Raw genomic sequence first — 25,696 nt, 5'->3', positions numbered from 1 at the left:
CGGCATCGCCCTGTCGGCCGCTGCCCTGCCGACCGCTGCCATCTGTCGCAGGGCGTCGGAGGTGGCGCCCCTTCCCAGGCGGCATCCGCCGGGACTAAAGCCATCGGCTTCACAGGCCCGCTCCGGACACCCGGAGCGAGCCGCCCTCCGATGGCCGATTCATGACCTCTGCCCCGCGCGACTGCGACGTCCTGGTGATCGGGGGCGGGAACGCAGGGCTCTGCGCCGCCATTTCCGCCCGCCGCTCCGGTGCCGCCGTCACCCTGCTGGAAAGCGCGCCCAGGGCGTTGCGCGGCGGGAACGCCCGCCATTCCCGCAATTTCCGCGTCATGCATGACCGGCCGACACCCTGGCTGCAGGGCCGTTACCCCGCGCAGGATTACTGGTCCGACCTGGACGCGGTGACGGACGGCGCGTCCGACGAAACCTTGGCGCGCCTGCTGATCGCCGAGTCCGCCGGGATCGTCGACTGGATGGGCAAAAACGGCGTGCGGTTCCAGAGCGGTGCCGACGATGCCCTGCCCTATTCCCGCAAGACCGCCTTCTTTCTCGGCGGCGGCAAGGCGCTGGTGAATGCGCTCTACGCCACAGCCGAAGCGCTGGGCATCACCATCCATTACGACAGCGAGGCCTGCACGCTTCATGCGAAGGACGGGCTGCCCTCCGTCACCGTCCGCCATCCAAAGGCCATGCGGGTGATCCGGGCGCGGGCGATCGTCGTCGCCTCCGGCGGCTTCCAGGCCGACCGTGACTGGCTGCGCGACCAGTGGGGCGAAGCGGCCGAAGGATTCGTGATCCGTGGGACCCCCCATGCGACCGGCGCCATGCTGAAGGCCTTGCTGGAGGACGGGGCGCAGCCGGTGGGTGCCGCCGGCCATTGCCACATGGTCGCGGTGGACAGCCGCTCGCCCGGCTTCGACGCCGGCATCGTCACGCGACTGGACGGGATCGCGCACGGCATCGTGGTGGACCGCGACGGGCGCCGCTTCGCCGACGAGGGATCCCACACCGGGCCGACGCGCTTCTCGGTGTGGGGGGAGCGCGTGGCGCGCTGTCCGGGCGCCGTCGCCTTCTCGATCTTCGATGCGGAGATCGAGCCGCGCTTCCGCCCGTCCATCTTCCCGGCGGTCCGGGCGGACGGCATCGGCGAGTTGGCGGTGAAGCTGGGCATCGATCCGGAAGTGCTGGAAGCCACGGTGACCGTCTTCAACGCCGCGATCGCCGGCGACGGCTCCGCCATGGCCATCCAACCGCCGAAGACGCGGCTGGCCGCGCCGATCCTGGTTCCGCCCTTCGGCGCCTACCCGATGCGGGCCGGCGTCACCTCCACCTGTCTCGGCGTGCGGGTCGACGGACAGGCGCGGGTCCTGCGGGAGGAGGGACAAGCCATCGACGGAGTCTTCGCCGCAGGCGTCATCATGGCGCCCAACATCCTCGGCCGCGGCTATCTGGCGGGGAGCGCCATGTCCATCGGCGCGGTGTTCGGGCGCATCGCCGGCCGGGAGGCCGCAGCCTATGCCCGGCAGTGAAAACCGCCCGGTGCGGATCGCGGCGGAGGCGCGGCGGGCGCTGGAGATCTGCAACGCCTGCCAATACTGCAACGGCTATTGCGCAGTGTTCCGGGCGCTGAAATCGCGGCGGCAGGTGGGCACGGCCGACATGGTCTTCCTGGCGAATCTCTGCCACAACTGCCGCTCCTGCTATCACGCCTGCCAATACGCCCCGCCGCACGCCTTCGCCGTCAACCTGCCGAAGAGCCTCAGCCTGGTCCGGCAGGACTCCTACCGCGACCACGTTTGGCCGCCCGTTCTGCGGGGACGGCTGCGCTACACGGGCAAGTCGGTCATTCTCGCCGCCCTGCTGGCGGTTGCAGCCCTGCTGCTGTTCGCGGCCTGGGCGGTTCCGCCGGAGACACTGTTCGGACGCCATTCCGGCCCCGGTGCCTTCTACCGGGTGGTCCCATGGGAGATCATGGTCGGGCTGGCCGGGGTCGTGATGCTGTGGTCCCTGCTCGCCATCGGCTTCAGCGTCGCCGCCTTCTGGCGCAGCATGGGGCCGGCGCCCTCAGGCGTCCCACTGCTGCCGGTGTTGCGGGAGACGCTGCGCGATGCCGCCACTCTGCGCAACCTCGGCGGCGGCGGAGCGGGATGCGACGGCAGGGACGGCGGTCTGTCCCAGGCGCGGCGGCGCTGCCACCATGCGCTGTTCTACGGCGTGGCGCTCTGCTTCGCCGCGACCGGCGTCGCCACGCTGTACGACCATCTGCTGGGCTGGCAGGCGCCCTATCCGCTTTTCAGCCTGCCGGTCCTGCTGGGCAGCCTGGGTGGCGCCGGAATGATTGCCGGAACCACCGGGCTCGCCCTGCTGAAGCGCCGGGCCGATCCCGGACCGGTGGCGGCGAGTGTCACCGGTGCCGACTATGCCCTGTTGGTGCTGCTGTTCCTGACGGCGGCGAGCGGCTTCGCCCTGCTGGGCTTGCGCGATACGGCGGCGATGGGACCGGCGCTGCTGGTCCATCTCGGTATCGTGCTCGGCCTGTTCGCGACGCTGCCCTACGGCAAGTTCCTGCACGCGCCGTTCCGGGTCGCCGCCCTGCTGCGGGCGGCGATGGAGCGGCAGGCCGAAGCCCGCAACCGGCCACCGGCCTGAAGGGGCGGCAAAGACCAGTGCGGCCTTGCCTCACACCGGCCCGGCGAAGCTCCAGCGCAGGGTCTCGCCGCTGCGGAAGGGCAGGACGGCATCGCCCTCGCTGACCAGGATCAGGTCGGGGGCGACCGATGGGCGGCGCTCCAGTGCCACGCGCTCCTCGCTGACCGGCATGTTGTAGAAACGCGGGCCGTTGATGCTGGCGAAGGCTTCCAGCTTGTCGAGCGCCCCGGCTTCGTCGAAGGCCTCGGCATAGAGTTCCAGCGCGTTGGCGGCGGTGAAGCAGCCGGCGCAGCCGCAGGCGGCCTCCTTGGCGGTGACGGTGTGCGGCGCGGTGTCGGTGCCCAGGAAAAACGGCCCCTCGCCGGAAATCGCCGCCTCGACCAGGGCGACCCGGTGCGTTTCGCGCTTGGCGATCGGCAGGCAGTACAGGTGCGGGCGGATGCCGCCCTGGAAGATGTGGCTGCGGTTGATCAGCAGATGGTGCGCGGTGATGGTGGCGCCGATCCGGCCGCTCGACGCATGGGCCCGCACGAACTGCACGGCATCCGCCGTCGTCACATGCTCCAGCACCACCCGCAGGGTCGGGTGACGCTCCACCAGCGGGGCCAGGATGGTATCGATGAACACCGCCTCGCGGTCGAAGATGTCGACGGACTGGTCGGTCACCTCGCCGTGGATCAGCAGAGGCATGCCGATTTTCCGCCATCCGCTCCAGCACCGGGGCGATGCGGGCGATGTCGGTGACGCCATGGGCGCTGTTGGTGGTGGCGTTGGCGGGATAGAGCTTGGCGGCGGCGAACACCCCGTCCTTGAAGCCCTGCGCCAGATCCGCGGCGTCGGTGCCGTCGGTCAGGTAGGCGGTCATCAGCGGGGTGAAGTCCACGCCGTCCGGCAGCGCCGCCAGGATGCGCTCGCGGTAGGCCACCGCATCCGCAGCCGTCGCCACCGGCGGCTTCAGGTTCGGCATCACGATGGCGCGGCCGAACTGGCGGGCGGTGAAGGGCAGCACCGCCTTCAGCATGGCGCCGTCGCGCAGATGGACATGCCAGTCGTCGGGACGGCGGATGACAAGACGGTCGTTCGGCATGGCAAAGGTCCCGGCGCTGGTGTCGAGGGGGCGGTGAAGGATTGGACGACGTTCTATCGCCATCGCCGCCGCTACTCAACAGAGGCGGCGGAGACGGAAAAATTTCGGGCCGCGTTTCCGGGCGCAGGTGACGGGGCCGGCGAAAGGGTCTAGAAAACGCACGCTTTTCCTATTCCAAGCGCGGACCTTCTCCGATGAGCCTGATCACGCCCCGCACCCCGCCCGGAACGATGGAGCTGCTGCCGCGCCAGCAGGTGGCCTTCCAGCGCATGCTGGACACCATCCGCCGCGGCTATGAGCGGTTCGGCTTCGTCCCCGTCGAAACCCCGGTGTTCGAGACGGTGGACACGCTGCTGACCAAGTCGGGCGGCGAGACGGAGAAGCAGGTCTATTTCGTCCAGTCCACCGGCGCCATCCAGCAGGGCAACAAGCCGGAGCTGGCGCTGCGCTTCGACCTGACGGTGCCGCTCGCCCGCTACGTGGCGGAGCATGAGCGCGACCTCGCCTTCCCCTTCCGCCGCTACCAAGATCCAGCGGGTCTACCGCGGCGAGCGGGCGCAGCGCGGGCGCTTCCGCGAGTTCTACCAGTGCGACATCGACGTGATCGGCAAGGACAGCCTGTCCGCTCATTACGACGCCGAGATCCCGGCGGTGATCCACCGTGTCTTCACCGAGCTGAATTTCGGCGGCTTCACCATCAACGTGAACAACCGCAAGATCCTGCTGGGCCTGCTCGACGGTCTGGGCGTCGCCGACGCCGACACCCGCGTGCTGGTGCTGCGCGAGATCGACAAGCTGGACAAGATCGGCCGCGACAAGGTGCGCGAGAACCTGCTCGGCCTCGGCGTGACCGAACATGCCGCCGACACCATCCTGTCGCTGATCGGCATGAAGGGCACCAATGCCGAGACTCTGGCGGCGCTGGGCGCCCTCGACATCGAGAACGCCATCTTCCGCGAGGGCGTCGGCGAACTGACCACCGTCATCGAGGGGCTGAACGCCTTCCAGGTGCCGGAGGGGACGGTGCGCATCAACCTCGCCATCGCGCGGGGCCTCGATTACTACACCGGCACCGTCTACGAGACCTTCCTGAACGACCATCCCGGCATCGGTTCGGTCTGCTCCGGCGGGCGCTACGAGAATCTCGCCAGCCACTACACCAAGTCGAAGCTGCCGGGCGTCGGCATCTCCATCGGCGCCACCCGCCTGTTCTACCAGCTGATGGAAGCCGGCCTGATCAAGGACGCCGCCCCCACCGCCCAGGTGCTGGTGACGCAGATGGACCCGGCCCTGTCCGCCGATTATTTCCGCATGGCGAGCGAGCTGCGCGCCGCCGGCATCAACACGGAAATCCAGCTGGACGGCGGCAAGATCGCCAAGCAGATGAAATACGCCGACCGCGCCGGTATCCCCGTCGTCCTGCTGATGGGCTCCGACGAGAAGGCCCGCGGCACCGCGACCCTGAAGCATCTGGTCAAGGGCGAACAGGTCGAGGTCCCGCTGGCGGAACTGGCCGCGCGGGCGAAGGCGCTGCTGGAGGGGTGAGAGGCACCCCTTTAAACCCCCCGTTAACCATGAATCCCCTACCGTTCCGGACTACACCGATCATGTGGGTCGGGCGGCAGGGGACACGCATCCGGTATGGCAAAAGCGTGGGTGCAGGCGGGGCGCTGGGCGCGGCGGGTGGTGATCGGGGTCGCATTGACGACCACCGTGGCCGCGGCCGGCTATGCCGGATGGCGCGAGATGGAAACGTCGCGGCTCCAGGCGCGGCTGCTGTCCGGCGTCGCCCAGTCGATGACCGTGTCCCTGCGCGAAGGCCCCAACCCGGCGGCGCGCCATCCCGCCCACGGCCCCTACAACGAACGCCTCGGCTATACCGCCCTGCCCGGCTATCTCGACACGCTGACCCGCGACCTCTATGCGGTCGAGCAGCAGGCGGTGCTGTCCCCGGCGCTCGACCGTTTCATGGCCGGCGGCGGCTTTCCGATCTATCACGAGAAGACGCAGGCCGGGCTGACCCTGCTCGACCGCAACGGCGTGCCGATGTACGCCGCGCGCTTCCCCGAGCGGGTGTTCGAGGGCTTCGAGGATGTGCCGGCGCTGGTCGCCGACACCCTGCTGTTCATCGAGAACCGCGAGCTTCTGAACGAGGACGAGCCGCGCCGCAACCCGGCGGTGGAGTGGGACCGCTTCGGTGCCGCCGTGGCGATGCTGCCGCTCCAGATGATCCGGCCGGGCCAGCGCTCCCCCGGCGGCTCGACGCTCGCCACCCAGATCGAGAAGTACCGTCATTCGCCGGATGGCCAGACCACCGGCAGCGTGGAGAAGCTGCGCCAGATGGCGTCGGCCAGCATCCGCGCCTATCGCGACGGCGAGGACACCACCGAGGCGCGCCGGCGCGTGCTGGTCGATTACCTGAACTCCACGCCGCTGACCGCGCGGCAGGGCTTCGGCGAGGTGAACGGGCTGGGCGACGGGCTGTGGGCCTGGTTCGGCACCGACCTGTCGATCGCCAAGCGCGTGCTGGCCGAACCGGCGACCGATCCGCGCGCCCTGCGGCTGAAGGCGCTGGCCTACAAGCAGGTGCTGGCGCTGCTGCTGGCCCAGCGGCGGCCGTCCTACTACCTGATCCAGGACCGCGCGGCGCTCGACCGGCTGGCCGACGCCCATCTGCGGGCGCTTGCCCAGGCCGGCGTGATCGACCCGGCTCTGCGCGACGCCGCGCTTGCCATCCGGCTGGCCTTCCGCGAGGAGGCGCCGTCGCCCCCCGCCACCTCCTTCATCGAGCAGAAGGCGACCAACGCCGTCCGCGCCCGGCTGCTCGGCATGCTGGGGGTGCAGAGCCTTTACCAGCTCGACCGGCTCGACCTGACGGCGCAATCGACCCTGGATGCGGAAACGCAGGCCCGCGTGGTCGAGGTGCTGGGCAGGCTGAACGATCCCGATTATGCCCGCACGCTGGGGCTGACCGGCGAACGGCTGCTGGACGCCCGCAACAACGATCTGTCGAAGCTGGTCTATTCGATCACCCTCTACGAGCGCGGCCCCGAGGCCAACTATCTGCGCGTCCAGGCCGACAACCTCGACCAGCCGCTGGACATCAACGAAGGCGCCAAGCTCGACCTCGGTTCCACCGCCAAACTGCGCACGCTGGTGACATATCTGCAGATCGTGGCGGAGCTGCACAGCCGCTACGCCCATCTGCCGAAGGATTTCCTGGCCGACGTCCAGGACGAGGCGTCGGACAACCTGACGCGCTGGGCGGCCTCCTGGCTGCAGACCGCGCCGGACCGGCGCCTGCCGGCCATGCTGGATGCGGCGATGGAGCGGCGCTATTCCGCCAGCCCGGGCGAGGTGTTCTTCACCGGCGGCGGCCAGCATACCTTCGTGAACTTCAACAAGGACGACAACGGCCGCATCCTGACCATACAGGAAGCCCTGCGGAGCAGCGTCAACCTGCCCTTCATCCGGCTGATGCGCGACATCGTCCAGTTCTACATGGACGAGGGGGCCGACGACGGCGCCGAGATCCTGCGCACGCCCGATCACCCCGCCCGTCAGGCCTATCTGGCCCGCTTCGCCGACCGCGAAGGCTCGGACTTCCTCAACCGCTTCTACAACGACTACCGCAAGCGCTCGCCCGACGAGGCGCTGGCCCGGCTGGCGACCCGCTCGCGACCGGTGCCCTACCGGCTGGCGGTGGTCTTCCGCACCGTGCGGCCCAAGGCCGGGCTTGCCGAGTTCTCCGCCTTCCTGCGCGCCCGGCTGCCGGACAAGACGCTGTCCGATGGCGAGCTGTCGGCGCTCTACGCCAAATACGGGCCGGACCGCTTCCCGCTGAACGACCTCGGCTATCTCGCCCGCGTCCATCCGCTGGAGCTGTGGCTGGTCGCCCATCTCCAGAACAATCCCAACGCGACGCGGGCCGAGATTCTGGCCGCCAGCGCCGATCAACGCCAGGAAAGCTACCGCTGGCTGTTCAAGAAGGGCATGGCGGCCCAGAACACCCGCATCCGCATCGGGCTGGAGGAGGAGGCGTTCAAGCGCATCACCGCCCAGTGGCGCAGCGTCGGCTATCCCTTCGACACGCTGGTGCCGTCGCTGGCGACCTCCATCGGCAGTTCCGCCGACCGTCCGGCGGCGCTGGCGGAGCTGATGGGCCTGATCCTGAACGATGGGGTGCGCCAGCCCACCGTGCGCATCCGCTCGCTGCATTTCGCCGCCGGCACGCCATACGAGACGAAGCTGGGGCTTGGTCCGCTGAAGGGCGAGCGCGTGCTGCATCCGGAGGTCTGCGCCACCCTGCGCCGCGCCTTGATGGACGTGGCGCAGAACGGCACCGCCAAGCGGGTCTGGGGCTCCTTCAAGGATCCCTCCGGCGCCGTGGTCCCGATGGGCGGCAAGACCGGCACCGGCGACCACCGGTTGGAGCGCTGGGGTCCGGGCGGCGTGCTGCTGGAATCGAAGGCGGTGGCCCGCACGGCAACCTTCGTCTTCTACATCGGCGACCGATTCTTCGGCACCATGACTGCCTTCGTCCAGGGGCCGGAGGCCGACGACTACCGCTTCACCAGCGCCCTGCCGGCCCAGCTGTTGAAGAGCCTCGCTCCTGCGCTGCAGCCCCTGGTCGACCAGGTCGCCACCCGCACCGCCGACACCCGCCCGGCGCCCGCCGGTCTGTAAGGGTCGCGACGACAGCCGTCCTCTCCTGTTGAGGCTGTCGATACAGCGCAAGCCGGAGGGGAGAAGGATGCGGGATCTGCAAGGCGCCGCCGTCGTGGTGGCCGGAGCATCGAGCGGAATCGGGCGGGCCACCGCGCTGGCCTTCGCCCGCGAGGGCGCCCGGCTGGCGCTGGCCGCCCGCCGGGAGGAACTGCTGGAGGAGGTGGCGGAGGAGTGCCGCGGCCTGGGCGCCAGCGCCGTCGTCATCCCCACCGACGTCACCGATGCCGACGCTGTGAAGCGCCTCGCCGAGCGGACGATGGAGGAGTTCGGCTCCATCGACATCTGGATCGCCAATGCCGGCGTCGGAGCGGTCGGCCGCTTCGAGGATACCCCGGTCGAGGCGCATCGCCGGGTGATCGAGACCAACCTGCTGGGACCGCTTCACGGCGCCCATGCGGTGCTGCCGCTCTTCCGCCGCCAGGGCCACGGCACCTTCATCGCAACCGTTTCGGTCGGCGCCTTCGCGCCCGCTCCCTATGCCGCGGCCTATGCGGCGAGCAAATACGGTCTGGACGGGATGCTGGAGAGCCTGCGGGCGGAGCTGGTCGACAGCCCGGACCTGCATGTCTGCGGCGTCTATCCCGCCTTCACCGACACGCCCGGCATGATGCACGGCGCCAACTACACCGGGCACGAGCTGTCGCCGGAAGGACCGATCTACGACGATCCCGAGGACGTGGCGGCGACGATGGTGGCGGTCGCCCGCCGTCCGCGCGCCAAGGCGATGGTCGGGGCGCTGACGCCGCTGGCCCGGCTGGGCCACGCCGTGGCGCCGCGTCTGGTGGAGAAGGTGGCGGGCTATGGCGCCCATCGCCATTTCGACCGCCAGCCCCCGGCGCCGCACAGTGACGGCAACCTGTTCCAGCCGGTGGAAAGGGGCCGGGACATCACGGGGGGCTTCTACACCCCGCCGCCCGCCTGGGTTTCGCCGGTGCTGATGGCCGGCGCCGCAGCCGTCGCCTTTGCCGCCTACCGCGGCTTGCGGCGGCATTGAGCGCCGTTTTTGCAGCGGGTGCTTAAGCCGCCCCGCCGACCGTGGCAGAATGGACGGGTCAAGGGCAGGTCTGTCACGGCCATGCGGCGGGATATGCCGAGTGAACACTGAACAGGGGTGCCAAAACCGTTTCATGCTGTTCCAAACGTTCCATCCGGCGCCGGCCGCCACGAAATCCCGCCACGCCCCTTGACGCGCCGGCCCGATTGCCGTAAGCACGCCGCGCACGCGTCGGCACCCCTGGAGGCCGGCGCCCTTTTCGTTTTGGAGCATCGTCATGACCAAGATCATTCCGCTCGGCGCTGAGACGCGCGAACGGGCCGGCAAGGGGACCGCCCGCCAGACCCGCCGTGACGGCCGCATTCCGGCCGTCATCTACGGTGGCAAGCAGGCTCCCCTGACCATTTCGCTCGAGAAGTTCGAGTTCACCCGCGTCCTGCATCAGCCGGGCTTCTTCACCCACCTGTTCGAAGTGACCGTCGACGGCGCCGCCCATCGCGTCCTGCCGCGCGACGTGCAGTTCCACCCGGTGACCGACGTCCCGCTGCATGTCGACTTCCTGCGCGTTTCGGCCGACACCCGCACCAACGTGCAGGTTCCGGTCGAGTTCGTCGACCAGGACAAGTCGGTCGGCCTGAAGCGCGGCGGTGTGCTGAACATCGTCCGTCACGAGCTGGAGCTGAGCTGCCCGGCCGACAGCATCCCCGAGAGCATCACGATCTCTTGCGAGGGCTTCGACGTCGGCGACTCGATCCACATCTCCTCGGTCAAGCTGCCGGAAGGTGTGACCTCGACGATCACCGACCGCGATTTCACCATCGCGACCATCGTTGCGCCGTCGGGCCTGAAGTCGGAAGAGGGCGCCGCTTCCTGATAAGGAGCGTTCGTTCTTCGAAGATGGTTACGGTGGGGGGCTTCGGCCCCCCGCTTCGTTTGTGGAGAGTGCTTTCCGAAGGGTGAGGGACATGCTGCTTCTGGTCGGACTGGGCAACCCCGGCAACGAGTATGCCCGCAACCGCCACAACATCGGTTTCATGGCGGTGGAGACCATCGCCCAACGCCATCGCTTCACCCCGTGGAAGAAGCGCTTCCAGGGCCAGACCGCCGAGGGCACCGTCGCCGGCGACAAGGTGCTGGCGCTCGAACCCGCCACCTTCATGAACCTGTCCGGCCAGTCGGTGGTGGCGGCCCTGCAGTTCTACAAGCTGAAGCCCGAGAACGTCGTCGTCATCCATGACGAGCTGGACCTGCCCCCCGGCAGGATCCGGGTGAAGAAGGGCGGCGGCCATGGCGGGCACAACGGCCTGCGCTCCATCGACGCGCATATCGGCAAGGAATACTGGCGCATCCGGCTGGGCATCGGCCATCCCGGCAACAAGGATCTGGTCAGCGGCTATGTCCTGCACGACTTCGCCAAGGCCGACCAGGGATGGATCGACCCGCTGCTCGACGCCGTCTCCGACAACCTCCCCCTGATGGTGGAAGGCCAGCCGGAGCTGTTCATGAACAAGGTGACGGTGGCGACGCAGGCGCGGTGACGGCTAAGCTGTAGCGTTGTAGTATGTGAGAGGGTTGCTGCCTATATCCCAGTCGCGACACACTCTTCCACAATGAGGCCGCTGGAACGCTCATGATGTCCCCTTTCATCCGCCATGTGGCTATCCGCAACTACAAAAGCATTGCCGCATGTCGCCTGAACCTGGGCCCTCTGACTTTTCTGGTCGGCCCCAATGGCGCAGGGAAAAGCAACTTTCTCGATGCTCTCCGATTCGTAGCTGACGCATTGCGCAGTTCTCTCGATCATGCGCTAAGAGATCGTGGAACCATCAAAGAGGTTCGGCGGCGATCAGGCGGTCATCCAAATCACTTTGCATTGCGCTTCGGATTCGAACTTCCGAGTGGGCAGACAGGCCATTATGCTTTCCGTGTGGGAGCAAAGCCTGCAGGAGCTTACGAGGTTCAGGATGAGGAGTGCTTCATCCATGCGGCTGGAGCCCTAGGCCCCACTCACTATTTCCGAGTGCAGTCGGCAAGCTGATCGAAAGCTCGGTAGCGCCGATGCCTGCTGTGATCGCCGACCGCCTCTTCCTTGTGTCGGCGTCAGGAATTCCTGAATTCCGCCCTATCTACGATGCCTTGTCGAGCATTGAGATATACAATCTCAATCCGCGTGAGATTGCGGCGATGCAGAGGCCTGATCCAGGTGACCTGCTGAGACGGGACGGCAGCAATGCTGCAAGTGTTCTACATCAGCTTTCTCCCGATGTCCGAAAAACCATTAGGGATAATTTGTCGCGGATTGTACCCGGAATAGCGGACGCTGAAGCAAAGACGCTGGGTTCACAGGAAACAATAGAATTCCGTCAAGTTGTACGTGGGCAGCCACATCCATGGCGCTTCCTTGCAGGAGCCATGTCGGACGGAACACTGCGTGCCTTTGGTATCCTGCTTGCTGTGTTTCAGGCCGCGTCATCAAGAGCCGGCAATAACCCGCCATTACTGATCGGCCTTGAAGAACCGGAAGTCGCCCTGCATCCGGCAGCTGCCGGAGTGCTTTTGTCTGCGCTTCGAGAAGGTGCTCGTCACTGCCAGACAATTGTCACCAGCCACAGCCCGGACTTGCTTGACAATCCGGACATTCCGATAGACTCGTTGCTTGCTGTCGAGAACCACGAAGGATTGACTTGCATTGGACCTATTGACGAAGCCAGCAAGCAAATGCTCCGTGACCGCCTGTTCACTCCTGGTGAATTGTTGCGCCAACGACAACTGTCACCAGACCCGGAAGCTCTTGAAGACATCAGTGATGAGCGGCAGTTGAAAATGTTTGATATTTCCGGTCGCTGAGCCATGACCTTTATAGCTCCAATCGTTGAAGGCCAGGGAGAAGGCGAAGCTGTGCCAATTCTTCTCCATAGGATTGCGAAGCACTTCGCACAGCCTGGGGAAGGGTATCATAAGCCGCTCATTGTCAATCCACCGATCAGAGTGACGGCTACTGCTTTCTTAAAATTTGATGAGTATTTCTCGCGGCATGTCGCTCTAGCCGCCGCTAAAGCAAAAGGAAGAGACGGAACTGTTTTGATCCTGCTGGATTGTGAGGATGACTGCCCCGCTCGGTTGGGTCCGCGTATTCTGGATCGAGCAAAAGCCGTGCGCGGCGACGTTCCTTATTTAGTTGCGCTGGCTTCACGGGAATTCGAAACTTGGTTCATGACCGCAGCAGTATCACTGCGCGGTCATTTTGGATTTTCCGCTGATCTGCTTCCTCCTGCCAACCCCGAAAGCCGACGCGGAGCGAAGGAGTGGCTCGGTTCACGGATGAGCGGCGGCTATGATCCAGTCACCCACCAATACCAGATGGCGCGTATTTTCGATCTTGAGCAAGCCAATGCCAATCACTCTTTCCGGCGCCTCTGCGAACGCTTGCAAACCGTATTATCTGCGCATTGACCGTATGGCGACGCTGACATAACCGCCCTCCCCCACTTCGCGTTTGCGCTTTGGTCCCCATCGTAGGATAAAGCGCGTCAATTCCAGCATTTCCGACGGCGAGCACCCACCCATGGGCTTCAATTGCGGCATCGTCGGCCTGCCGAACGTCGGCAAGTCGACCCTTTTCAACGCGCTGACCGCCACCCAGGCGGCCGAGGCGGCGAATTTCCCCTTCTGCACCAAGGAGCCGAACGTCGGCCGCGTCAGCGTGCCCGACCCGCGGCAGGACAAGCTGGCGGAAATCGCCAAGTCGCAGAAGGTCGTCCCGACCCAGCTGGAGTTCGTGGACATCGCAGGCCTGATCCGCGGCGCGTCGAAGGGTGAAGGGCTGGGCAACCAGTTCCTCGCCAACATCCGCGAAGTCGACGCCATCGTCCATGTGCTGCGCTGCTTCGAGGACGACGACATCACCCACGTCGAGGGCAGCGTCGACCCGCTGCGCGACGCCGAGGTGGTCGAGACCGAGCTGATGCTCGCCGACATGGAAAGCCTGGAGCGCCAGCTCACCAGCCTGCAGAAGAAGGCCAAGGGCGGCGACAAGGACAGCAAGATCAAGGCCGACCTGATGGAGCGTGCCCTCAAGGTGCTCCAGGACGGCAAACCCGCCCGCGTGGTCGAGGTGTCGGACGAGGAGCGGCCGGTGTTCAAGCAGTTCATGCTGCTGACCGACAAGCCGGTCCTCTATGTCTGCAACGTGGAGGAGGCATCCGCCGCGACCGGAAACGCCTTCTCCGCCAAGGTCGCCGAGAAGGCCAAGGCCGAGAATGCCGAGGTCGTCGTCATCTCCGCCGCCATCGAGTCCGAGGTCGCCCAGCTTTCCGACCCGGCCGAGAAGGCGGAGTTCCTGGAGTCGATGGGGCTGGAGGAAACCGGCCTGAACAAGCTGATCCGTGCCGGCTTCAAGCTGCTGGACCTGATCACCTTCTTCACCGTCGGCCCCAAGGAGACCCGCGCCTGGACCGTGCGCCGCAACGCCAAGGCGCCGGAAGCGGCGGGCGTCATCCACACCGACTTCGAGCGCGGCTTCATCCGCGCCGAAACCATCGACTACACCAGCTACGTCACGTTGGGCGGCGAGCAGGGGGCGAAGGACGCCGGCAAGATGCGCCAGGAAGGCAAGGAATACGTCGTCCAGGACGGCGACATCTTCCACTTCCGCTTCAACGTCTGATGCTAAAAGCCCTTCTCCCCTTGCGGGAGAAGGGTTGGGATGAGGGGGCGGCCGAAGGCCGACGAGAACTCCAGATTTGCGCCCCCTCCCCCCAACCCTCTCCCGCAAGGGGAGAGGGGGCATTCGCCGCTTAGGGGCGTAAATCTGTTCCGTCCTTACCTCCGCTGTCACCCAACTGTCATATTGTCGTAACAATCTGCACACCCCACCCTTCAGTTGGGGGTGCGTCCTGACCGCCCCCGATCCGACAGAGGGGGTGCGATGCAAGCGACGCGGGTGCTGCTGGAACTGGCCGGGAATGTCGTGCTGCTCCTGTGGGGGCTGCACATGGTGCAGAGCGGGCTGACCCGAGCGCTGGGTGGCGACCTGCGCCGTATCCTGGGCGCCGGGCTGCGCAACCGCTGGACCGCCTTCCTGTCCGGGATGGGCATCACCATGCTGCTGCAGAGCAGCACCGCCACCGGCCTGATGGCGACCGGCTTCACCGCCAACGGGCTGGTGTCGCTGATGCCGGCGCTGGCGGTGATGCTGGGTGCCAATGTCGGCTCCACCCTGATCGTCCAGGTTCTCGCCTTCGACGTCGCCCATGTGGCGCCGGTGCTGCTGCTGGGCGGCTTCCTCGCCTTCCGCCGCGGCAGCCGGACGCGCAGCCGCGACCTGGGCCGGGTCGCCATCGGGCTGGGGCTGATGCTGCTGTCGCTGCACCTGCTGGTGGCGACCATCGCCCCGGCGGAGAACGCCCCCATGCTACAGAGGATGCTGGGCATGCTCACCGCCGATCCGGTGGTGGCGGTGCTGCTGGCCGCCATCCTGTCCTGGGCCGCACATTCCAGCGTCGCCGCGATCCTGCTGATCGCCTCGCTGGCCGGCGGCGGCGTGATCGGGCCGGAGGCCGCGGTCGCCATGGTGGCCGGCGCCAACCTGGGCAGCGCCGTCAACCCGGTCATCGAGGGACCGGGCGGCGACGGCCACAATCCGGCGGCCCGGCGGCTACCGGTGGGCAACCTGGTCAACCGCATCGCCGGATGCCTGATCGTCGTACCGCTGCTGGGCCCGATCACCGCCGGGCTGCAGGCGGTGTCGCCGGATGCGACGCGGCTGGCCGCCAACTTCCACCTTGCCTTCAATTTGGCGATGGCCGCGCTGTTCATCGGCCCGCTGCCCTGGTTCGCACGGGTCCTGACCCGGTTGTTCCCGGAACGGGTGGCTGTCGCCGACCCGGCGATGCCGCTCTATCTCGACCGCAGCGCCCTGCGCATTCCCCATCTCGCCATCGCCAACGCCTCGCGCGAGGCGCTGCGGATGGCCGACACGGTGGACAGCATGCTGCGCGGCGCGCTGGACGTGATCCAGACCGACGACCGCAAGCGGGTGCAGGAAATCCGCCGGATGGACGACGTGCTGGACCGGCTGCATGACGCCATCAAGCGCCATCTCACCCAGATCAACGTCGAGGACCTCGACGAGCAGGACGCGCGCCGGGTATCGGACGTGCTGACCTTCACCATCAACCTCGAACATGTCGGCGACATCGTCGACCGCAACCTGATGGAGGCCGCGTCGAAGAAGATCCGGCGCAAGCTACGCTTTTCCACCGAAGGGGCTGCCGAGATCGCCGGCATGCTGGAACGGCTGAGCGAAACCCAGCGGCTGGCCGCCGCCGTCTTCGTGTCCGGCGACATCCGCTCCGCCCGCGCGCTGATGCGCGAGAAGGAAGTGATCCGCGACCTGGAGACCAGTGCCACCGAAGCGCATTTCGCCCGCCTGCGTGCCGGACGGACCGAAAGCGTCGAGACAAGCGCCCTGCATCTGGACATCCTGCGCGACCTGCGCCGCATCAACGCCCATCTGGTCGCCGCCGCCTACCCGGTGCTCGATCAATCGGGGGAGCTGCTGCCCAGCCGGCTCAAGCATGGGGCAACCCGTGGGTGAGGTACCGACCCAAGGATGGGGTGCGGCAATGCCTACGCTTCGCCCTTTTCTTGTCACCAGCCCAGCCACGTTAACTCTTTCGTAACCATATAAAATTCGTCAAGCTCTTTCGCGACATGGTTAACAAACCATTGCTGTGGTTGTTATGCCAGGGAGAGCCGGGCAGCGACCGGCAAAGGTTGGCGGAATGGAGCGGACGGTGGCGAACACGCACGCGACGTCGAACGGGCCCGAAACGCCGGGGACATCCGACGCCGGATTCGTCGAGCGGGTCCGCGACGCCATCGACCGGCAGGAGCTGTCGCTGGTCTTCCAGCCGCAGGCCGACGTCTTCACCAACCGCCTGACCGGGTTCGAGGCACTGTCACGCTGGCGCCTGTCCGACGGCACCATGCTGCCCCCCGATGTCTTCGTGCCGATGGCCGAACAGGGCGAGGCGATCCACCTGCTGGGCGAATGGACCCTGCGTGCCGCCTGCACCGCGGCGGCCGGCTGGCTTCGCGCCGGCATCGTCGACGTTCCGGTGTCGGTGAACCTGTCGGCCCGTCAGCTCGACGATCCGGGTCTGGTGCTGAAGGTGCTGGGGATCCTGGGCGAAACCGGCCTGCCCGCCGCAAACCTGAAGCTGGAATTGACCGAAACCGCGATGTTCAGCCAGACCGCCGACGCGCGGGAGGCCCTGCTGCAGCTGCGCGGCGCCGGAATCCGGATGGTGCTGGACGACTTCGGCACGGGCTGGTCGTCGCTCGCCACCCTGCGGCGGGTGCCGGTGGAAGCGCTGAAGATCGACAAGCAGTTCGTCCAGGCGATGGTGGAGGACCGCGACGCCGCCGCCATCGTCCAGGCGGTGGTGGCGCTCGCCCATGCCCTCGACCTCGGCGTGGTGGCGGAGGGGGTGGAGACGGCCGAACAGCGCCTGTACCTCCAGGCCTACCGCTGCGACACCCTGCAGGGCTATTGGCTGTCGCGCCCGCTGACCGCCGATGGCGTGGCGGAATTCCTGGCCGAACGCAGCGTCGTCATCGGCCTGAAGCCGGGCGGGCCTTCCGCTGTTCCGCCGACATCAGGATGACCCGCCGGGTCTCGTCCCACTCCGTGAGGTCGCCGGCCTCATCGGCGGTGGCCCAGCAGGCTTCCAGCGCATCGTCGGCGCAGATCGGATCGCCCTCCGCACTGTCCGCCGCCACCTCCACCAGCGTGTAGTGGTAATGGACGCGGCCCTCGGCATCGGGGGTGATGGCGTCCACCACGGTGACGATGCCGGTCGGCACCACCTCCAGTCCGGTTTCCTCCCGCACCTCGCGGATCGCCGTCTCGAACACGGTCTCGCCCACCGACTGCGCCCCGCCCGGCAGGCTCCATTGCCCCAACCGCGGCGCCTTGCCCCGCCGGATCAGCAGGACCCGGTCCCCACGCCAGACGACGACCCCCACCCCCACCCAGGGACGGTCGGGATATTCGCGGCTGGAACGGTCGGGCTGGGTGGCGGTCGGATCAGATGATGCGGTCATGAGCCACAGCCTAGCGCACCGCTTGACAGCATGTCACCCCGTCCCGAGAATCACCGATATGGTGACGGAGTGCGGAGGGCAGGCGATGGGCGTTCTATACTCGAAGGCCGACGATCCCGGTCTGGATGCAGCCATCGAGCGTGCCCTTGCCGAAGGGCCTTTGACCATTGTGCGCCCCGGCAAGCCGTCGATGGTGATGCTGTCCGCCGCCGACTACGAACGGCTGCGCGGGGAGCTTGCCGTACCGTCCTCGCCAACGCCCAGAAATTTGATCGAGGCATTGCTGCGCCCTGTCGACGCGGCGGATATCGACCTCGATGATGCGATCGGCGGACGCCATGGGCCGGAAACCCGCAAGCCGGTGGATTTCGGTGCAGATGCGATCTGATGGCATACCTGCTGGACACCAACATCCTGTCCGAACCACGTCGGCCAAGGCCCAGTCCGCAGGTGATCGGCTGGCTGGAGCAGCTTCCGCCATCAGAGGCCTTTGTCAGCGTCGTCAGCATCGGAGAGATCCATCGCGGGATCGCCAACATCCGCCGCAGCGATGCCGCCAAGGCGGAGCAGCTTGAAACCTGGATAATGGGTGTGGAAGCCTGGTCGGACCGCATACTGCCGGTTTCGCTGACGGTGGCGACCATCTGGGGACATCTTCGCGATGCACATCGGAACTGCGATCCGGTGGACGCCCTGATCGCAGCCACCGCCCAGGCGCACGGGCTGACAGTCGCCACACGCAACACACGCGATTTCCAAGCCTTCGGCATTCCGCTGCTGAACCCGTTCGAGGCCCCATGAAGCTCAACGAAATCCGCACCTTCATCGCCGTGGCCGATGCGCAGTCGGTGCAGGAGGCCGGCAACCGGCTGGGGCTGACGCAGTCGGCGGTGTCGCGGCTGATCCAGCGGCTGGAGGCGGAACTGGGCGTCGTGCTGTTCGACCGCCAGACCAAGCCGTTGGCGCTGACCCGCGACGGGGAGCTGGCGCTTGCCCATGCGCGGCGCATCCTGGCAGCGGCCAGCGACTTCGCCGACGCGTTCGCCGGGTCCGCCGAACCGCGCGGGCTGCTGCGGCTGGGCGTGGCGCATGTGCTGACCGCGCTCGCCGCCGGACGGCCGCTGGACGACCTGCGCGCCGGCTTTGCGGGGCTGACGCTGCGGCTGCATTCCGACTGGAGCAACCCGCTGATCGAGCAGGTCCGCGCCGGTACGCTCGACGGCGGGCTGATCCTGATGTGCGAGGAGCAGACGCCGCCCGACGACCTGCCCGCCCGCCGGATCGGGACCGAGGATGTCAGCATCGTCGCCTCCCCCGACCGGTCGGTCGGCGCCGATCTGGCATCGATGAACGAACATGGATGGGTGCTGCAGCCCAACGGCTGCCGGTACCGCGAGGCGCTCCACCAGGCGCTGGCGCCGCTGGGACTGCAGCCCAATGTGACGGTGGAGGCCTACGACCAGAGCCTGCTGGTGTCGCTGGTGGCGCGCGGTGTCGGATTCGGGCTGGCGCCGATGGGTCTGATCGCACCGATCCCCGGTGCCGCCATGGTGCGGCCGGTCGATCTGCCCGGTTTCCGGATGTCGGTGACCATCTGGCTGATCCAATCGCGGACGACCGGACGCATCGCCCCGGTGTTCGACCGGCTGGAGGAGGCGCTGCGGCGCGAGTTGGCCGCCGGCCGGCAGGTGAGTCCGGCAGCAGAACGATTCGCGATTCTGCATTCCGCCGCGGAATGACCCGGTTGCCGATTATGAATTTGCCGAACTGTTGATGCCTGCCTATCGTCGGTGACAACTCGACACCACGATGCGCAATCCCGCGGCACGCGGTTCCGCAACACCGGCGCGCGACGCCGGCCCCTTCCGGGAGGACGCCTTGACCACCCCCACCCCCGCACCGGCGCCCTCCTGGAGGACGCCAGCACTCGTCGTCGTCTGCGGCTGCCTGATCTCGATGCTGGCCTTCGGACCGCGGTCCAGCATGGGCCTGTTCATCGGGCCGCTTTCGGAAACCCGCGGCTGGGGCCGCGACGTCTTCGCGCTGGCGATGGCGATCCAGAACATCCTGTGGGGGGCCGGCGGCCCCTTCGCCGGGGCGTTGACCGACCGCTACGGCCCCGCTCCGGTGCTGGCCGGCGGCGGGCTGCTCTATGCCGCCGGGCTGGCACTGATGCCTTATGCGACGACCAGCGTCGAGCTGTACCTGACGGCCGGCGTGCTGATCGGGCTGGGGCTGTCCGGCGCCTCCTTCGGAATCATCATCGCCGGCTTCACCCGGCTGCTGCCGCCGGAACAGCGCAGCTGGTCGGTCGGCATCGCCACCGCCGCCGGATCGATGGGCCAGTTCCTGTTCGCGCCGCTGGGTCAGGCCTTCATCGCCGGCTTCGGCTGGCAGACCGCCCTGCTCCTGCTGGCGGCATCGATGATCGCGGTGCCGCTGCTGGCCGGCGTCTTCCCCGGCCCGAAGGGCATGACGGCGAGCGGTACCCCGGCGGTGACCGGCGCCAACATCGGCTACATCGCCGCGGTGCGGCAGGCCTTCCAGCACCGCAGCTATGTGCTGCTGGTCGCCGGCTTCTTCGTCTGCGGCTTCCAGCTGGCCTTCATCACCACCCACCTGCCGCCCTACCTGACCGAGGCCGGCATCAGCGCGTCGCTCGCCGCCTGGGCGCTGGCGCTGATCGGCCTGTTCAACGTCATCGGCTCCTACGCGTCCGGCGTGCTGGCGGGCAAGGTCAGCAAGCGCTACCTGCTGTGCGCCAACTATTTCTCGCGCGGCATCGCCACGGCGATCTTCATCCTGCTGCCGATCTCGTCGGTGACGGTGATCGTCTACGCCGCGGTGATGGGCCTGCTGTGGCTGTCCACCGTGCCGCCGACCTCCGGCCTCGTCGCGCTGATGTTCGGCACCCGCTACATGGGCACGCTGTACGGCTTCGCCTTCTTCAGCCATCAGGTCGGCGGCTTCCTGGGCGTCTGGCTGGGCGGCGTTCTGTACGAGCGCACGGGGTCCTACGACGTCGTCTGGTGGCTGGGCGTGGCACTGGCCATGTTCGCGACCATCGTCCACTGGCCGATCGCCGAGAAGCCCGCCCCGTCGCTGGCGGCGGCCGAGGCGAAGGCGTAAGGTGAGCACCATGAGCGACAGCCCCACCCCCTCCACTTCCGGACTCCCGATCGGCCACGGCCTTGCCGCGGCGCTGTTCGGCGGCGTTCTGCTGGTGTGGGCGGCGCTGATGGGGCTGTCGCTGCAACGCGCCGCCTTGCCGGATGCGACCGACGGCATGATGCTGGCGGTCTTCTCCCCCGGCACCAGCGACGCCGAGGCCATGGCGGCGATGGTGCGGGCGGGGGGCGAGCCGGTGCGCTCCACCTGGCTTGGATTCGCCTGGGTCGCCCGCGGGACGGAGCCCGGATTCGTCGGCCGGCTGAAGGCGGAGGGCGCGCTCGGCGCCTTCGGGGAGCTTCCGGTCGGGCCGACGCTGGGCGGCTGCACCGCAACCCCGGTCGATACCGCCAAGATCGCCGCGACCCGCCTGCAATAGGCGCCTCTTTCCACCCTGCGGAGCAGCTTGGGCCTCACCAACGGTGGACGCGCGTCCCTTGGGGTGTCATAGTGCGGCCCGCATTCGACCAGCCCCGTGTCCGCGGGGCCAGACTCCGGAATTCGTGAGCGACGATGAGCGAGCCGATCTCCCTGTTCACCAAACTGGCGAACATCCACATCCGTTACGTCACGTGGCGTCGGGGCGCCAAGGTCGGCAGCGACCGCTTCGGCAACGTCTATTACCGCAGCAAGGACACCAAGGCCGGCACGCGCGAGCGCCGCTGGGTCCTGTATGCCGGTGAGCCCGACGCGTCCAAAATCCCGCCGGAATGGCACGGCTGGCTGCACTACACCACCAAGGAGCCGCTGCCCGAAGGGTCGAGCGCCTTCCACAAGCCCTGGCAGAAGGAACATCTGCCCAACATGTCGGGTTCGGTCCAGGCCTATCGTCCGCCCGGCCATGCGCTGGCCGGCGGCAAGCGCGTGCCGGCCACCGGCGACTACGAGCCCTGGACTCCGAGCTGATCCCTGCCAAGGACTGACCCTCACGTCAGAGCGGAAAGCCCGGCCCCTTTCGGGCCGGGTTTCGTTTCTGGAACTCGCAGCAGGATAGCTCTATGCGCCGGAATGTGATCGAAACCGTGCTGGGCGGCGTCGTGCTCGCCGTGGCCGCCGTGTTCCTTGCCTTCGCCTACAAAAGCGCCGATCTGCGCAAGGTGCAGGGCTATGACATCACCGCCAATTTCACCAGCATCACCGGCCTGCAGGGCGGCGCCGACGTCCGCATCAGCGGCGTGAAGGTCGGCACGGTCACCGGGCTGTCTCTCGACCCCACCAGCTATCAGGCGGTGGTCCACCTGTCGGTCGACAATTCGGTGAAGCTGCCGAAGGACACCGCGGCGGTCATCGCGTCGGAAAGCCTGCTGGGCGGCAAGTTCCTGTCGCTGGAGCCAGGCGGCGATCCCGACATGATCAAGCCGAACGGCAAGATCGAGTTCACGCAGAGCACGCCGGGCCTGGAGCAATTGCTGGGTCAGGTCATCTTCTCGCTTCAGAGCATGAACAAGCCGGGCGATTCGTCGAACGGACAGTCCTCACAGGCGCCGGCCCAGCCGCCGAAGCTCTGATATCAGGCTCTGGAAGCAGAGACCCGGCCGGAACCAGCGGCCACGCTCAAGCGTTCCTCCCGTATCCGGATGGCGGCCATCAGACAGGCGCTGCCGGATCACGAAGCAGGAGGAAGTGCGATGCGTCTCTCCCACTTGGCCGTGTTGGGTCTGGCCCTGGCGACCGCAGCCTGCGGCGCCAACATGGAAGAGAAGTCTGCCAGCGGCGGACTTGGCGGTGCTGCCGCGGGTGCCGTGGTCGGCGGACCGGTGGGTGCGGTCGTCGGCGCCGGGGTCGGCGCCGGAGCAGGGGCGGCGACCCAGAAGATCGAAGACCGAAGCGAAGCGCAGACTGGCAGCGGCTCCACCTACAGCGCCCCTGCGTCGCGCAGCAGCGTCACGCGCTGAACCATCCGGCGCTGAACCATCCGTCACGGACAACCCATCCCGGCGTCCCCGCCACTGGACGCTGCCCCCGCTTCCGGGCTAGAAGGCAAAGCGCCCCCGGCAGAGCCCATACCGACAGGCAGGTCCCGGCCGCAAGGGCGCCGTCCGCAATAACGGAAGCGATCCGACGTGACGCGACTCTCAAGATGTTTCCGGCCGGCCGCCCGGCTGATGGGTGCCGCTGCGGTGCTGGTCCCGCTGGCCATCCAGGCCGCCCCGGTCCCGAGCCAGATGATGGAGCGGCCGGCGGCAAAGCTTCAATGGCTGGACAAGGTGACTGCCCGCACCTCCACCTTCACCATGAAGGTGGGAGAGACCAAGGCGATGAGCAGCCTGCGCATCACCCTGCGCGCCTGCCGCGAGAACCCGCCGATCGAAACACCGGAGTCCGCTGCCTTCCTTGAGGTAACGGAGATCAAGCCCGGCGAGCAGGCGGAACAGGTCTTCAGCGGCTGGATGTTCGCCTCCAGCCCCGCCCTGTCGGCGATGGAGAACCCGATCTACGACGTGTGGGTTCTGGGCTGCGAGCAGTGAGGGCGTTTGGGGAAGTTTTGCCCCCGCCTTAATCCTCCCCCGCTCTCAGCGGACCTATGGTCCGCCTGCCGCGTCAGCACAAAGCGGAGCTTTGTGCGAGAGCTGGGCGGGGGAGGAGATCAGTGCTGTTTCAAGAATGGCGGCAGTCCCTCCCCCGCCCAGCGGGGGAGGTTAGGTGGGGGGTTAACCTACTCCGCCACCGCCGCGATGGGATTGCCCAGCGCCTTGTCCAGATAGTCGTCGACCTGCGTCGCCAGATCGTCGGTGCGGTTGACGAAGAAGTGGCTGGCGCCGGGCACCACGCGGTGGTCGATGCGGATGTCCTTCTGGTGCGACAGCTTGGTCACCAGCTTGGTCACCGCGGCCTGGGGCACCACCTCGTCCTTGTCGCCATGAATGATCAGGCCCGAGGACGGGCACGGCGCCAGGAAGGAGAAGTCGAACAGGTTGGCGGCGGCGAGACCGAGACGAAGCCGTCGATCTCCGGTCGGCGCATCAGCAGCTGCATGCCGATCCAGGCACCGAAGGACACGCCACCGATCCAGCAGACCGGCGGCATTCGGGTTGTAGGTCTGCAGCCAATCCAGCGCCGCCGCGGCGTCGGCCAGTTCCCCCTCCCCCTTGTCGTAGGTGCCCTGGCTGCGCCCGACACCGCGGAAATTGAAGCGGAGCGCCGAATAGCCGCGCTTGGTGAAGGACTGGAACAGGGTGAAGACCACCTTGTTGTTCATCGTCCCATTGTGCTGCGGGTGCGGGTGCAACAGCAGCGCGACCGGGGCGTTCGGCTGCTTGCCGTGGGTTGTAACGGCCTTCCAGGCGACCGGCGGGACCGTTGAAGAGCACTTCAGGCATGGGAACGACGTTCCTGACGCGGACAAAGGGTTGTTGGGACCGCCAAGGCGACCGGCCGGAGATGATCCGGCCTGCCGCCCCGACACACGGGGCCTTACGAGCCCGTCACGGATTTTCCCGCATTGGAGTGGGGTTTTTCGCACACAATTCTTGACCGTTTTGCTTGGTCATCATATATGCGTCGTAACGTCCTCCGGGGCAACCCGCCTGACCCGCCCGATCGGCCCAGCGCTAGCGGGACCGGCCGAAAGACCGGGTCCATGCCGGCCGGATCCGCAGGGTTCCGGACCGGAAGGTCCTGAACCGCAAGGTTCCGACAGGCCTAAGCCGGGCGCGGGCGGCCGATGAGAGCGGCGGACCTAATACCACGGCGGGTGATGGCGTGTTCAAGCATCTTCGCGAAGAGATCGACGGGATCATGGCGCGCGACCCGGCGGCGCGGTCCCGGCTGGAGGTGGCGATCTGCTACCCCGGGTTTCATGCGATCGTGCTCCACCGCCTTGCCCGGCGTGCCCGCGACGCCGGCTGGCACCTGACCGCCCGCCTCGTCTCGCAGATCGCCCGCTCGCTGACGGGCATCGAAATCCATCCCGGCGCCACCATCGGCCGCCGCTTCTTCATCGACCACGGCATGGGCGTCGTGATCGGCGAAACGGCGGAGATCGGCGACGACGTCATGCTCTATCATGGGGTGACGCTGGGCGGCACCTCGCTCGATCCCGGCAAGCGCCATCCGACGCTGGGCGACGGCGTGATCGTCGGCGCCGGCGCCAAGATCCTGGGCGCCATCACCATCGGGCGCGGCGCGCGCATCGGCGCCAACGCCGTCGTGGTGGCCGATGTGCCGGCCGACACCGCGGTCGTCGGCATTCCGGCCAAGCCCGTCGCCCCGCGCGACCGGGCGGAAACGCGCAAATTCATGCCCTACGGCACTCCCTGCGGCGAGATCCCGGATCCGGTGGCCCGCGCGCTGTCCGGCCTGCTCGATCAGGTTACGGCGCTGCAGGCCCGCGTCGGCGAGCTGGAGGCGGCGAACCCGCCATCGGCTGCAACCGTACTTCCCCGTTCAACACCCACACCGCTGGAAGCGGTGGCGTCCCACCATGTCGGGATGCACGAAGCCCAAGGAGATCCGCGATGAGACTCAGCACCAAGGGACGCTATGCCGTGATGGCGATGGTCGATCTGGCCGCCACCAGCCAAGGCAGCCCGGTCGCGCTGGCGGACATCGCGGAACGGCAGGAGATCTCGCTGTCCTACCTGGAGCAGCTGTTCGCCAAGCTGCGCAAGGGCGGGCTGGTCAAGAGCGTGCGCGGTCCCGGCGGCGGCTATCTGCTCGCCCACCCGGCCGACGCGACCCGGGTGTCCGACATCATCCTGGCGGTGGACGAGCCGATCCGCACCACCCGCTGCGCCAACGGCACGCCGCAGGGTTGCCGCACCAACCGCTCGCGCTGCCTGACCCACGACCTGTGGGAGGAGCTGGGCAACCAGATCCACATGTATCTCAGCTCGGTCACCGTGGCCGACGTGGTGGAGCGGCGGATCATCGGCACCAGCGGCCTGAATCTGCTGCGCCCGGCTCCGGCCGCCGACAGCACCGCGGTCGCCGCCGCCGAGTGAAGACGACCCTTTCCGGAC

Annotated in this window: 27 protein-coding genes and 2 pseudogenes; 26 read left to right on the top strand and 3 right to left on the bottom strand. The window is 67.5% G+C overall.

What is annotated here, in order from left to right:
* Positions 1-161 precede the first annotated feature (161 nt).
* Complete coding sequence (gene tcuA, locus F1643_RS12120) at positions 162-1,529, top strand: FAD-dependent tricarballylate dehydrogenase TcuA (protein ID WP_194913429.1); 1,368 nt, start codon at positions 162-164, stop codon at positions 1,527-1,529.
* On the top strand, positions 1,516-2,649 hold the full coding sequence (gene tcuB / locus F1643_RS12115) for a tricarballylate utilization 4Fe-4S protein TcuB (RefSeq protein WP_194913428.1): 1,134 nt from the start codon (positions 1,516-1,518) through the stop codon (positions 2,647-2,649). Before tcuA ends, tcuB begins: the two co-directional genes overlap by 14 nt.
* 30 nt (positions 2,650-2,679) lie before the next feature.
* Here tcuB and F1643_RS23030 read toward each other — a convergent pair whose 3' ends face one another.
* Complete coding sequence (locus F1643_RS23030; protein WP_255542689.1) at positions 2,680-3,339, bottom strand: hypothetical protein; 660 nt, start codon at positions 3,337-3,339, stop codon at positions 2,680-2,682.
* Between F1643_RS23030 and F1643_RS24750 the strand changes: the two genes are divergently transcribed.
* The 13 genes and pseudogenes from F1643_RS24750 (at position 3,338) to F1643_RS12060 (ending at position 17,128) form a co-directional block, all read left to right on the top strand.
* The gene (locus F1643_RS24750; protein ID WP_370540573.1) at positions 3,338-3,889 is read left to right on the top strand and encodes a hypothetical protein; all 552 of its coding nucleotides are present in this window, start codon (positions 3,338-3,340) and stop codon (positions 3,887-3,889) included. The genes F1643_RS23030 and F1643_RS24750 overlap by 2 nt on opposite strands.
* Before the next feature lie 41 nt (positions 3,890-3,930).
* A pseudogene (locus tag F1643_RS23020) lies at positions 3,931-4,170 on the top strand (histidine--tRNA ligase); the annotation flags it as partial.
* 55 nt (positions 4,171-4,225) lie between these two features.
* Entirely contained in the window at positions 4,226-5,281 is a 1,056-nt protein-coding gene (hisS, locus tag F1643_RS12105; RefSeq protein WP_255542688.1) for a histidine--tRNA ligase, read from the top strand.
* 96 nt (positions 5,282-5,377) lie between these two features.
* The gene (locus tag F1643_RS12100) at positions 5,378-8,422 is read left to right on the top strand and encodes a transglycosylase domain-containing protein (RefSeq protein ID WP_194913427.1); all 3,045 of its coding nucleotides are present in this window, start codon (positions 5,378-5,380) and stop codon (positions 8,420-8,422) included.
* Positions 8,423-8,489: 67 nt separating this feature from the next.
* Positions 8,490-9,458, top strand: coding sequence for an SDR family oxidoreductase (locus F1643_RS12095; protein WP_194913426.1), 969 nt, complete (start codon positions 8,490-8,492; stop codon positions 9,456-9,458).
* Positions 9,459-9,735: 277 nt separating this feature from the next.
* Entirely contained in the window at positions 9,736-10,332 is a 597-nt protein-coding gene (locus tag F1643_RS12090) for a 50S ribosomal protein L25/general stress protein Ctc (protein WP_194913425.1), read from the top strand.
* Positions 10,333-10,423: 91 nt separating this feature from the next.
* Positions 10,424-10,996, top strand: coding sequence for an aminoacyl-tRNA hydrolase (pth, locus tag F1643_RS12085; protein WP_194913424.1), 573 nt, complete (start codon positions 10,424-10,426; stop codon positions 10,994-10,996).
* Positions 10,997-11,088: 92 nt separating this feature from the next.
* Positions 11,089-11,496 (top strand): AAA family ATPase, encoded by a 408-nt coding sequence (locus F1643_RS24745; RefSeq protein ID WP_206692460.1) that lies wholly within the window; start codon positions 11,089-11,091, stop codon positions 11,494-11,496.
* 20 nt (positions 11,497-11,516) lie between these two features.
* On the top strand, positions 11,517-12,305 hold the full coding sequence (locus F1643_RS21690) for an AAA family ATPase (RefSeq protein WP_206692459.1): 789 nt from the start codon (positions 11,517-11,519) through the stop codon (positions 12,303-12,305).
* A 3-nt stretch (positions 12,306-12,308) separates the two neighbouring features.
* Positions 12,309-12,911: a DUF4276 family protein gene (locus tag F1643_RS12075; protein WP_194913423.1), complete on the top strand. Its 603-nt coding sequence runs from the start codon at positions 12,309-12,311 to the stop codon at positions 12,909-12,911.
* A gap of 112 nt (positions 12,912-13,023) precedes the next feature.
* The gene (gene ychF / locus F1643_RS12070) at positions 13,024-14,124 is read left to right on the top strand and encodes a redox-regulated ATPase YchF (RefSeq protein WP_194913421.1); all 1,101 of its coding nucleotides are present in this window, start codon (positions 13,024-13,026) and stop codon (positions 14,122-14,124) included.
* A 261-nt stretch (positions 14,125-14,385) separates the two neighbouring features.
* A complete protein-coding gene (locus F1643_RS12065; protein WP_194913420.1) occupies positions 14,386-16,056 on the top strand; it encodes a Na/Pi cotransporter family protein in 1,671 nt (556 codons plus the stop codon).
* 199 nt (positions 16,057-16,255) lie between these two features.
* Positions 16,256-17,128: an EAL domain-containing protein gene (locus F1643_RS12060; RefSeq protein WP_370540572.1), complete on the top strand. Its 873-nt coding sequence runs from the start codon at positions 16,256-16,258 to the stop codon at positions 17,126-17,128.
* Here the strand turns inward: F1643_RS12060 and F1643_RS12055 are convergent.
* Complete coding sequence (locus tag F1643_RS12055) at positions 17,076-17,567, bottom strand: NUDIX hydrolase (RefSeq protein ID WP_194913417.1); 492 nt, start codon at positions 17,565-17,567, stop codon at positions 17,076-17,078. The genes F1643_RS12060 and F1643_RS12055 overlap by 53 nt on opposite strands.
* An 85-nt stretch (positions 17,568-17,652) precedes the next feature.
* Here F1643_RS12055 and F1643_RS12050 point away from each other — a divergent pair, with 85 nt between their 5' ends.
* From F1643_RS12050 to F1643_RS12010, 9 genes are all read left to right on the top strand, one after another.
* Positions 17,653-17,955, top strand: coding sequence for a type II toxin-antitoxin system prevent-host-death family antitoxin (locus F1643_RS12050; protein ID WP_149222446.1), 303 nt, complete (start codon positions 17,653-17,655; stop codon positions 17,953-17,955).
* Positions 17,955-18,368: a type II toxin-antitoxin system VapC family toxin gene (locus F1643_RS12045; RefSeq protein WP_194913416.1), complete on the top strand. Its 414-nt coding sequence runs from the start codon at positions 17,955-17,957 to the stop codon at positions 18,366-18,368. The genes F1643_RS12050 and F1643_RS12045 overlap by 1 nt, the downstream gene beginning before the upstream one ends.
* Positions 18,365-19,306: a LysR family transcriptional regulator gene (locus F1643_RS12040; RefSeq protein WP_194913415.1), complete on the top strand. Its 942-nt coding sequence runs from the start codon at positions 18,365-18,367 to the stop codon at positions 19,304-19,306. The genes F1643_RS12045 and F1643_RS12040 overlap by 4 nt, the downstream gene beginning before the upstream one ends.
* A 139-nt stretch (positions 19,307-19,445) precedes the next feature.
* On the top strand, positions 19,446-20,696 hold the full coding sequence (locus F1643_RS12035) for an MFS transporter (RefSeq protein WP_194913414.1): 1,251 nt from the start codon (positions 19,446-19,448) through the stop codon (positions 20,694-20,696).
* A 10-nt stretch (positions 20,697-20,706) separates the two neighbouring features.
* Entirely contained in the window at positions 20,707-21,114 is a 408-nt protein-coding gene (locus F1643_RS12030; protein WP_194913413.1) for a hypothetical protein, read from the top strand.
* Positions 21,115-21,248: 134 nt separating this feature from the next.
* A complete protein-coding gene (locus F1643_RS12025; RefSeq protein WP_194913412.1) occupies positions 21,249-21,641 on the top strand; it encodes an NADH:ubiquinone oxidoreductase subunit NDUFA12 in 393 nt (130 codons plus the stop codon).
* A gap of 92 nt (positions 21,642-21,733) precedes the next feature.
* On the top strand, positions 21,734-22,243 hold the full coding sequence (mlaD, locus tag F1643_RS12020) for an outer membrane lipid asymmetry maintenance protein MlaD (RefSeq protein WP_149222032.1): 510 nt from the start codon (positions 21,734-21,736) through the stop codon (positions 22,241-22,243).
* A 120-nt stretch (positions 22,244-22,363) separates the two neighbouring features.
* Positions 22,364-22,630, top strand: coding sequence for a hypothetical protein (locus F1643_RS12015; protein WP_149222033.1), 267 nt, complete (start codon positions 22,364-22,366; stop codon positions 22,628-22,630).
* Positions 22,631-22,798: 168 nt separating this feature from the next.
* Positions 22,799-23,203 carry a DUF2155 domain-containing protein gene (locus F1643_RS12010; RefSeq protein WP_370540571.1) on the top strand — a complete coding sequence of 135 codons (405 nt, stop codon included), beginning with the start codon at positions 22,799-22,801 and terminating at the stop codon, positions 23,201-23,203.
* A 188-nt stretch (positions 23,204-23,391) separates the two neighbouring features.
* Here F1643_RS12010 and F1643_RS12005 read toward each other — a convergent pair.
* Positions 23,392-24,055 (bottom strand): annotated as a pseudogene (locus F1643_RS12005) (alpha/beta hydrolase).
* Between the two features lie 382 nt (positions 24,056-24,437).
* Here F1643_RS12005 and epsC point away from each other — a divergent pair.
* Positions 24,438-25,196, top strand: a complete 759-nt coding sequence (gene epsC, locus F1643_RS12000; RefSeq protein ID WP_194913411.1) for a serine O-acetyltransferase EpsC — start codon at positions 24,438-24,440, stop codon at positions 25,194-25,196.
* Positions 25,193-25,678 (top strand): Rrf2 family transcriptional regulator, encoded by a 486-nt coding sequence (locus tag F1643_RS11995; protein ID WP_085089868.1) that lies wholly within the window; start codon positions 25,193-25,195, stop codon positions 25,676-25,678. The genes epsC and F1643_RS11995 overlap by 4 nt, the downstream gene beginning before the upstream one ends.
* Positions 25,679-25,696: the final 18 nt, after the last annotated feature.

The sequence above is a fragment of the Azospirillum sp. INR13 genome, from assembly GCF_015390205.1.
GTDB lineage: Bacteria > Pseudomonadota > Alphaproteobacteria > Azospirillales > Azospirillaceae > Azospirillum.
The sequence above is the reverse complement of the archived record's forward strand: the minus strand, read 5'-3'. Positions and strand labels throughout refer to the sequence as shown.